The organism is Staphylococcus sp. TCBT05 (genome assembly GCF_055179755.1).
The window spans coordinates 1-8,797 of the sequence record NZ_JBUQDQ010000045.1 but is presented as its reverse complement, the minus strand read 5'-3'; the positions used below and the strand labels follow the sequence as shown (position 1 = coordinate 8,797).

The window sequence follows — 8,797 nt, the reverse complement described above, 5'->3', positions numbered from 1 at the left end:
AAAAACTTCAAAATTGGGTCTCTACGAAGCAAATTAAAGTATTAAAAATTTCTTGGAGGAAAACGTTTGGACACGCATTAGAAATACCAGAGAATATAAAACAGAGTGAAGTAAATGAGTTATTTAGTAAGATACATCGGAAGCAATGTAAGATACAAAGAGGAAATAGGGAGAATTTTGAGGAATAATATACTTATAAGAATATAGATACTTAGATAAAGCTCTTGCATATATAAAAGATTGGCGAAACAAATAGATAATATTAGGATTTAAAAAACGTTCATCCAAAAAGGGGGAGAGATTATGCCGAAAGCTTTCTATATGGATATTAAGTATTACGAGAGACCTGCAGATATATTGCGGATGCTTGGACATCCTATGCGTTTGATGATCGTTCGAGAATTAATTGCGAAAGGTCCATTAAATGTATCCGAGTTACAGAAGTTACTACGTGTTCCACAATCTACAATGTCACAGCAGTTAATAAAGTTAAAACAGTTTAAGATGGTTTCCTATGAGCGAAAAGGAAATGAGGTTTATTATATAGTGAGTGACGAAAAAGTGATTGAGGGTATGAAGGGAATAGAAGGTTTGCAACAGTGGACGTAAGAAGACCTGGAGAATATTTCTACAGATTGTGATAAACTTTTTATAGTATATATGGTTTTAAAATAATGTAAACGTTTACGCAATATGTGGAATATTCTATTTGTAAAAAAGGAGGGCATGCTTATGAAAGCAACAGGTATTGTAAGAAAAGTAGATAATTTGGGACGAATTGTAATACCAAAAGAAACAAGAAAAACTTTACAGGTGGAAACAAGCGATGCTTTAGAATTTTTTGTAGAAGAAGATGCGATTGTTCTACAAAAATATACACCTCATGGTACGTGTCCTATCACAGGAGAAATATCTTCAAGGAATGTAAAACTAATAGGTGGAAAGCTGACACTGAGTCCAGAGGGTGTAAAACAACTGTTAGCTGAACTAGAACAATACAAAGTAACTGTATGAGAAGAATAGGGGGAGAATTCATTGGAAACGAAATTACAATCATTTCAAAAGGATAGAGGTAAGAACATACTATTTTCACAGGAACACTTATTACAAGAAGCGTTTCAAAAGAAGAAGGATATCACGTTAATTCTGTTAAAAGGACTACATATAAAAGGAATAATAAGAGGATATGATATTTTTTCTATTTTAATAGAATTTGAAGAGAAACAACAGCTTGTATATAAACATGCCATCTCCACGATTCGATTCTAAAATAAAACAGTAGCATGAAATCCTTGGAAGTCATGCTACTGTTAAAGAAATATTATTTAGCTTTTACAGCCTCTTTTAATGCTTTCCCCGCTTTAAAGGCAGGTGTTTTTCCCGCAGGGATCGTAAGAGCTTCACCAGTATGTGGATTGCGTCCTTCACGGGCAGCACGTTCTCTTACTTCGAATGTGCCGAAGCCAAGTAGCTGTACATGTTCCCCATTTTGTAGTGCATGTTGAATAGATTCTAATACTGCATCTACAGCAAGACTTGCTTGTGGTTTTGTTAGTTCGGATTGTATTGCGACTTGTTTTATTAATTCTGATTTGTTCATAAGGCACCTCTTATTATAAATGTATACTTGTATTATTATAAAGATGTAAATGAAATGGCGCAAGATAGCTTATAAGATAGATATAGACAGAGCATTGATTGATGAAGTGTTTCTTCTATAAGTAATATTTCGTACTCACGCTATATAACAGGGAGCAAATTCCAGATTTACAGGTGTTACAAATTTTAAAGCAGTCCACTTTTGAAGAAATATAAGATATGAACAAAGTAGTCGATATGGTATAAGGAAAATGGTGAAGAATTGAAATATTTCGTAGTATATGAGGATTCCTCTTATTTGACGAATTATCTATAGTTCAAATAATTCACTACGTATGCATTATTTTCTTAAAATACAGGGTGTTGCAAAACTCATAAATATCCAAAAATGAATGCATTAAAAAACCCGTTTTTCTGGAAGAATGATAGTATCCCAAACTATCTCCAGAAAGGACGGATTTACTAGTATGAAAACCAAATTTGATCAGAATCAATCTATTTTACAAATTTTATTTGCATATGTAGACAGTTTAACTATTGGAGGCGTTCCGCCTATTACAGGTCGTCCACTCATCTGTAGAAAAGCTTTACTCAAATGTTTTTTTGTAAAAACGGTATTCCAAATCAATTCTTTACGTAAGTTAACACGTTTTTTGCATCAATATCCTTCATTTCGTGCATTTTGTGGTCTTTCTTTCGTTTCTCACATTTCTACTTTTTCGCGTGTAGGTACTTGGTTTCGTGAAAAGGGTATTCCAGTCATTCATGAAAAGGTTCTTCAGGAACTAAATTTAGAGCTGATTCCTTGTGTATTAATCGATAGTACTGCCTTACGGAGTAGTTTATATGATTCACAAGCGAAATGGGGAAAATCTACCCGTTATGGTTGGTATAAAGGATATAAGGCTCATGTTTGTTCAACACCAGAAGGTGTTGTGTTGTCTTACGCGTTTACAACAGCGAACGTCCATGATAGCAAAATGGCTCCTGTATTGCTTCAGGATATACAAAACCAAAATGTGCTATTTTCCGTTGCAGATACTGCTTATGATAGTCAACGCATTTATGAAATTGCGCGAACATGTAACGTCTTTGCCATGAATCCAATCAATCCGAGGAATGGTGAACAAAATAAGAGTACACATCGCCGTGTATTATCTCATTTTATAAAAACCATCCTTGGCAAACAATTGATGAAAGAACGTGGGAAAATTGAACAACAGTTTAGTAAACTCAAAGATAAAGGGCTGGAACAGCCACGTTGGTATGGTCAAAATCGTTATCTATTGCATGTTCAGCTAGTTTTTCTGATTCATAACATTGCATATTTATTTTAGTTTTGCAACACCCTCAAAATAGATAAAACAACTATTTTTTTGAGACAAATTCGAAAAACGGCCGTCCCTATTCCTTTCTAACGAAAGAAAATGAACAGGAGAATACATTTTCTATGTGAAAACCGTTAAACGCTACATAGCATTAAATAAAAACATTTGACGTAACATGTATGCAAAATTATATAAGTTTTTAGTTGATGTACACAGGTTGTAATCCACTAAAAACTTATATTATCAATATTAATAATTGCTTAAAGATCATTTTAACTATATATACGTATATTTTTAAAGAAAGGTTATGAGATACAGATGGACACAATTACTATAGAGGACATCTATCAGGAGATATTAGATGGAAAAAGAAATAGATTCCCACGAAATACTTGGAATTTAGATGAAAACAATGAAATGGCTAAAAGGGTAACAAGGTATTTAGTAACAAAAATTTTAAATTGGAACGAAGAAGAGATAAAACAAAATTGGAATAACGCAGTAATTGCGAAGTATCGATTACGTGGCGTATTGAAGCATAAATATGACAATAGTCCATATGCGATGATTAATGATCTATATCCGAATCAATTTAAAGAATGGGAATTTAGAATGACCCCGTTAAATTTTTGGACGAAAGAAAAGGCCTTACAATTATTAAAATGGATAATTGAAGAAGAGGAGAAATTATCACCCCATAAACTCTTGCGAATTTATGGGCAAAAATGGTTAAATGAGCGGCGACTAAGTGCACCTTTAAGGGTGCTCTGGGATGGAAGTCCGTATGCAATGATTAATGATTTATATCCAAATCGTTTTAAAGAATGGGAATTTACTAAGGCTCCTAATAAATTTTGGACGAAAGAAAAAGCGTTACAAGCACTGAAATGGACTATTGAAGAAAAAGAAAAATTAAATCCGGATCAGCTGAAGAATATATACGAAAATAAATGGCTAACTCAATTAGGATTGAGAGGAGCCTGTCAATTATATTGGAATGATAGTCCATATGCAATGATTAATGATTTATATCCGAGTCAATTTAAAGAATGGGAGTTTAAGATGACACCTAGTGGCTTTTGGACGAGAGAGAAAGCGCTAGATGCATTACAGTGGACAATTGAAGAAAAAGAAAAGCTGACAGATAATCAATTATTTCAGCAATACACAATGAAGTGGCTAAAAGGGCATAGACTATGGACACCAGTAGTAAGATACTGGAATGGAAGTCCATACGCAATGATTAATGATTTATATCCAAATAAATATTTGAAAAGTTCATTCAGAGGATATATAAATAAATCTTAATATTATTAAACATCATTTAATTGACATGAAAACTCGAATCATAAAGAATTTTGTTGTAAAGTTTTTTAAATGAAACTACATTCTAGAAAAAGGTGTACGGAAAGACATAAATGAGATATTTTAAAGGGAAACAGTTCAAGCAAGATATTATTTTAATAGGGGCATGTACACAGACCCAAAATCCAGTAACTTCATCTAAAAAGGAGCTCCTAGATTTATCTAGGAGCTCCTTTTTATGAAACATTACTTTTGATTTGTTTATGAACCACTCTATTATAGCAACCATGTTTTACTACTTGCCGAACATCATCTATTTCAACTCCCACTCCCATTATCTCTGTAATCTCTACAACAATTGTATTTTGTAGAACATTTACTACATATCCGGTTAATTGTAAATTAGGATTTTTGCGATATGAAAATTGAACGTAATCCCCAATTGTTACCTTTGTTTTATGCTCCATTTGGTACCCCCTAAATCATCATTAATTATTCGTTAGGTTTCCCTTTTTTTACTTCTTCATACTGTTTAATAAGTCTATAAAATGAAGAACGCTTAATATCATATTTCTTCATCACTTCTATATTTAAAATTTTTCACTCTAAATACAATAAGAAAAACAAAAAGAACTTGTAGGGATTCCTACAAGTTCTTTTTTAGATAATATATAAAAGGTGAATCAAACTATCTCATTACTCGTAACGGGGAAACCATCTTACATATGGCTCGATGGGAGCATGTGACAGTACTCCTATAAAAACTTATAACTTTCTACATGTTGTTTTTATAAAAAATATTAAATTTATCTTTAAGTATCTGATAATATTGTTTCTCTGTTATTTCTTTTTTAGATTTATTTCCATGTTGTGTTTCTGTAAAACTTTGCTTAGTAAGTGCAATATGACCATGTTCAATTAGCTTGCAAATAATAATCCCCTTATTTACTGGTGATTCTGGATGATTTATAACCATATTTTGTATATCATTTACTTTCTTTTCATCAATATTGTTTAGATAAAAAGCATAACCTATCGACCAGGTATCAGTAAGGTCTGAATCAAGAAAATGAGAAGTTTCTCCATTCTCTCCTTTTTTCATTTCAAATACATGGGTTCCTTTCTCTGTGTTTTTTTTACGAACACGATATTCTCCCGTCACAGAAGTTACACTGTCACCATGAAAAGGAACCGGATGTAAAGGAAGATAAGCTGCAAAACCAGCATCTATTACATAGTTTTCATCTTTGTACTGTAAAACGATGAGTACATGACCATCATCAGGGTTCCACTTTCTTGTTTTTGGATCATATAGAGTTCCAGCTACTCGATACACATTAAATCCACAATCACACAAAAAATAATATAATAATGAATTAATCTCATAGCATAATCCGCCACGATTTTTTAAAAGGAGTTTTTCTTCAATATTATCTCTAGAAAAATCTTGCATGTTTTCTTCCATAATATCTATATTTTCATACGGTAATAAGTACCCCATTTGTAAAAGAATTGCATGTAAATCTTCAAATTCTACATTATCTTTTGTCGAAATTTTTAATTTTGAGAAAAACTTTTTTTGCAATTCAGTTAACATTTTATATCCCCCTTCCATTCATAGAATTTACATAATTTCAACGATATACAAAGGATATATGATTCATGCAATATATAGATATAATAACAGATTTTAGGTGGCTGTGTACATCCCAAGGCTTCAAAGAGAGTATAAGTGAATGTGTTTTTAAAATTTCTAAAACTATATTGGGGCACCGTATCATTTCAGGAAAATTGTACGTTTAGATATATTTTTCACAAAAAATAACCGATTCCTTATACAATTAAGGAATCGGTTATTTATTTTATATCAGATGCTATTACCTATTGGGCTAATTTTTCAATTGTAGGCATAACAGCGATTGGTGGTAATGATGCAGTCCAACCAACTGCATATACGTTTAATTTTTCACCTAATGTGTAATTTTCCCCACCTGAAACAGGAACTCGTAAAATTTTATTCTGAGAGACTAGATCCCACCAATCATTTTGGTAAGCGAGCGCTTCGTCTTTTGTAGAAGTGGCAGCAACCACTAAGTAATTCTTATCTACTGAAATGACATATCCCGTAAAAGGCTCTTGCTCTTGGTTTTGAATAGAGTGAACAGGAGTATTATTTGCAGACATCTTAGTAGAATCTGCAAAGGCTGGTGTTAATCCGAAAGTAAATCCACATCCTAATGTTAAAGCTGTTACGGTTGTTATTAATTTTTGTTTTTTGTTAAACATAATATATATCCCCCTTATATTTTACTCCTACACTATGCACATTCCATTTGTATACATATAAAACCTTTTAATATTAAGATATTTAACAAAGTTGTAACAATACTTCCATTAATGGTAATATTAACTATTAATAGGGGTTGTTTTATGTTATAATTCACTATGTGAACTATTAGTGTTCCTTTCATCACTTGATGAATGTATGCCCTTCCTTAATTGTAAATATGTTTGATTTTATTGGTGGAGAGGGAGATATCCCTCTCCTTTTTTTGTTTTTTTATGAATAAATATATATATTCCTCTGTTATATATAATAGAGGGATTATTTTTCCACTTCTTTGGCTGTTTTCCTTCAATCGGCTCTGGTGCAAAAATAAAAGAGAATAAAGCACATATATTCCTAACGGAATCGTATGTTATGCTGCAAGTCCAAACAATTAATGAATTCTTTCTGATTTTGGACAGACTGGTCCCGTAAATCAATCTGTTCTTTTTTGATCATATGCATAGCTTCTACTACTAAAAAAATGGATGTAGCTTTGTCAAAAGACTTGAGCTCTCACATAGGAAGGACTCTCCTTTTAATGAGCCGATAATCCTGTTCCACAATGTTGTTAAGATATTTCATTTGTCTTATTTGGATGCCTTTTGGCATCTTTTTTTCTTCTTTTAACTCCTCAACTGCTACTGGATGAGATGGATTATTATCTACAGTAATGACACGAGGATTGGATACATACGAAAAAGCGCTTGGTTGATTTGGTACTTCTATTTTTACTTAATTAAAAATCAATGGTATTCCCTTTTGAATCGACCGCACCATACAAATACATCCATTCCTCTTTTACTTTTATGTATGTTTTATCTACTTTCCATGAGTCATTGCTCGGCTTGAGATAATGTCGAATTCTCTTATCTAACTCAGGACCATATTGATGGACCCAACGCATAATCGTGGTATGAGCTATCGATAGGCCTCGTTCTTCCATCATTTCCACCAAATTACGAAAGCTTAAGTTGTACCGTAAGTACCATCTCACTGTAAGAAGGATGATTTTAGGCTGATAATGTTTCAGATTAAACAAATTTTGGTTTCTCATACTGATAATGCCCTTTTTAGAGTAGTAATATCAGTATGTCTAAGTTTAAGAGATTTTTTGCACCATGACCGCGAAAAAAATGTCAAAGGGAATTGCATGATATTCCTGTTTTTTACGAGTTTAACATTTTATATGTTTTGTAAAACTAATTTATTAAATAAAAAAATCCCTTCACCATTTGTAAAGGGGTCAGTATACATTGAAAGGGTACTTCCATTTTAATATGTAAAAGAAAAAACTCGTATTGATAAAATTACTCTTTTTATTTTTTCCGTTCTTAATTCACTATAAAGAAACTGTAAGGATTTAATTCAACTTAGAAAATTATACCATTTAATTTTTCGAATATTATTAAATCTATAATTAAATTAAAGAAGGACGTTTTCTATCCGAATGTCTATTTAGTTCAAATTCACGTTTAATGTGTAATTTCTATACAACAAAGAAAAAAGCACCTAATTTTATAGATACTTTATTGTATCTGATTAATTATGTATCTAGTTGCAATTGCTATTGCTCCTATAAATAATATGCCAACTATTACTTCATCCGGTGTTGTCCAATTGAACATACTCTTCACCCCCTATTCTAATAATGGGCAGGAAAGATTACTATTATTTTAAAATCCTATTATAAAAATATTAATTTTTATTTACACTCGTTACAATGAAAAGAGAATCCAAATGGATTCTCTTTTCTTGGCATATTTACAACATGGAGAATATTTACATGAGACAACTCTTTCAAAACTTTATTAGGGGAAAGTTTTAAAAAATGTCCTTATAACAATATTTACACAAATGTAATATATAGTAAATTGATAGATTGCATACTGATTATTCTTAATTTTCAATAAATTAAGCTTTTGTCATACTAGAAGTCCCAGTATTTCAAAAAAACACGCTAAGTAAATTTAGACAAGAAACAGCAAGATTTTAATCTGTTCAGAATAAATCAGCTCTTTTATATACAAAGGAAGTTAGGATTATCACTCGGTTAAATGTAATCCCTCAACATTTTATTCCACAAAGAAATTGATGTGTTCCCAATGTAGAGAGCCTAGCCCTATTAAAAAAGAAAATCTCCATTCAACAATAGAGAAAGTAAACATCAGTTTGTAAAGGTATACCTTTACAAACGAAGGGTCCCTATCTATGAAACGTTGAAACATCAAGTTTACAA

9 protein-coding genes and 2 pseudogenes are annotated in these 8,797 nt (G+C 31.8%); 6 read left to right on the top strand and 5 right to left on the bottom strand.

What is annotated here, in order from left to right:
• The 4 genes and pseudogenes from ACY191_RS14310 to hfq form a co-directional block, all read left to right on the top strand.
• Positions 1–188 (top strand): annotated as a pseudogene (locus ACY191_RS14310) (hypothetical protein); the annotation flags it as partial.
• 115 nt (positions 189–303) lie between these two features.
• Positions 304–609: an ArsR/SmtB family transcription factor gene (locus ACY191_RS14305; protein WP_463270067.1), complete on the top strand. Its 306-nt coding sequence runs from the start codon at positions 304–306 to the stop codon at positions 607–609.
• 123 nt (positions 610–732) lie between these two features.
• On the top strand, positions 733–1,014 hold the full coding sequence (locus ACY191_RS14300) for an AbrB/MazE/SpoVT family DNA-binding domain-containing protein (protein WP_061687925.1): 282 nt from the start codon (positions 733–735) through the stop codon (positions 1,012–1,014).
• Positions 1,015–1,035: 21 nt separating this feature from the next.
• Positions 1,036–1,269 carry an RNA chaperone Hfq gene (gene hfq / locus ACY191_RS14295; protein ID WP_463270066.1) on the top strand — a complete coding sequence of 78 codons (234 nt, stop codon included), beginning with the start codon at positions 1,036–1,038 and terminating at the stop codon, positions 1,267–1,269.
• A gap of 52 nt (positions 1,270–1,321) precedes the next feature.
• Here the strand turns inward: hfq and ACY191_RS14290 are convergent, their stop codons facing one another.
• On the bottom strand, positions 1,322–1,600 hold the full coding sequence (locus ACY191_RS14290) for an HU family DNA-binding protein (protein ID WP_001043043.1): 279 nt from the start codon (positions 1,598–1,600) through the stop codon (positions 1,322–1,324).
• Positions 1,601–2,066: 466 nt separating this feature from the next.
• Between ACY191_RS14290 and ACY191_RS14285 the strand changes: the two genes are divergently transcribed.
• Together ACY191_RS14285 and ACY191_RS14280 are read left to right on the top strand one after the other, a co-directional pair.
• Complete coding sequence (locus ACY191_RS14285; protein WP_463270065.1) at positions 2,067–2,936, top strand: transposase; 870 nt, start codon at positions 2,067–2,069, stop codon at positions 2,934–2,936.
• 303 nt (positions 2,937–3,239) lie between these two features.
• Positions 3,240–4,235 (top strand): DUF4046 domain-containing protein, encoded by a 996-nt coding sequence (locus ACY191_RS14280; protein ID WP_463270068.1) that lies wholly within the window; start codon positions 3,240–3,242, stop codon positions 4,233–4,235.
• A 233-nt stretch (positions 4,236–4,468) separates the two neighbouring features.
• On the opposite strand, the gene ACY191_RS14275 is transcribed toward ACY191_RS14280, so the two are convergent.
• From ACY191_RS14275 to ACY191_RS14260, 4 genes and pseudogenes are all read right to left on the bottom strand, one after another.
• Positions 4,469–4,699 (bottom strand): DUF2187 domain-containing protein, encoded by a 231-nt coding sequence (locus tag ACY191_RS14275; RefSeq protein ID WP_153602997.1) that lies wholly within the window; start codon positions 4,697–4,699, stop codon positions 4,469–4,471.
• Positions 4,700–5,007: 308 nt separating this feature from the next.
• Positions 5,008–5,829, bottom strand: coding sequence for an arylamine N-acetyltransferase family protein (locus ACY191_RS14270; protein WP_463270064.1), 822 nt, complete (start codon positions 5,827–5,829; stop codon positions 5,008–5,010).
• 284 nt (positions 5,830–6,113) lie between these two features.
• Positions 6,114–6,518 carry a DUF3221 domain-containing protein gene (locus ACY191_RS14265; protein WP_000482307.1) on the bottom strand — a complete coding sequence of 135 codons (405 nt, stop codon included), beginning with the start codon at positions 6,516–6,518 and terminating at the stop codon, positions 6,114–6,116.
• Between the two features lie 397 nt (positions 6,519–6,915).
• Positions 6,916–7,615, bottom strand: a pseudogene (locus tag ACY191_RS14260) (IS6 family transposase).
• Positions 7,616–8,797 lie beyond the last annotated feature (1,182 nt).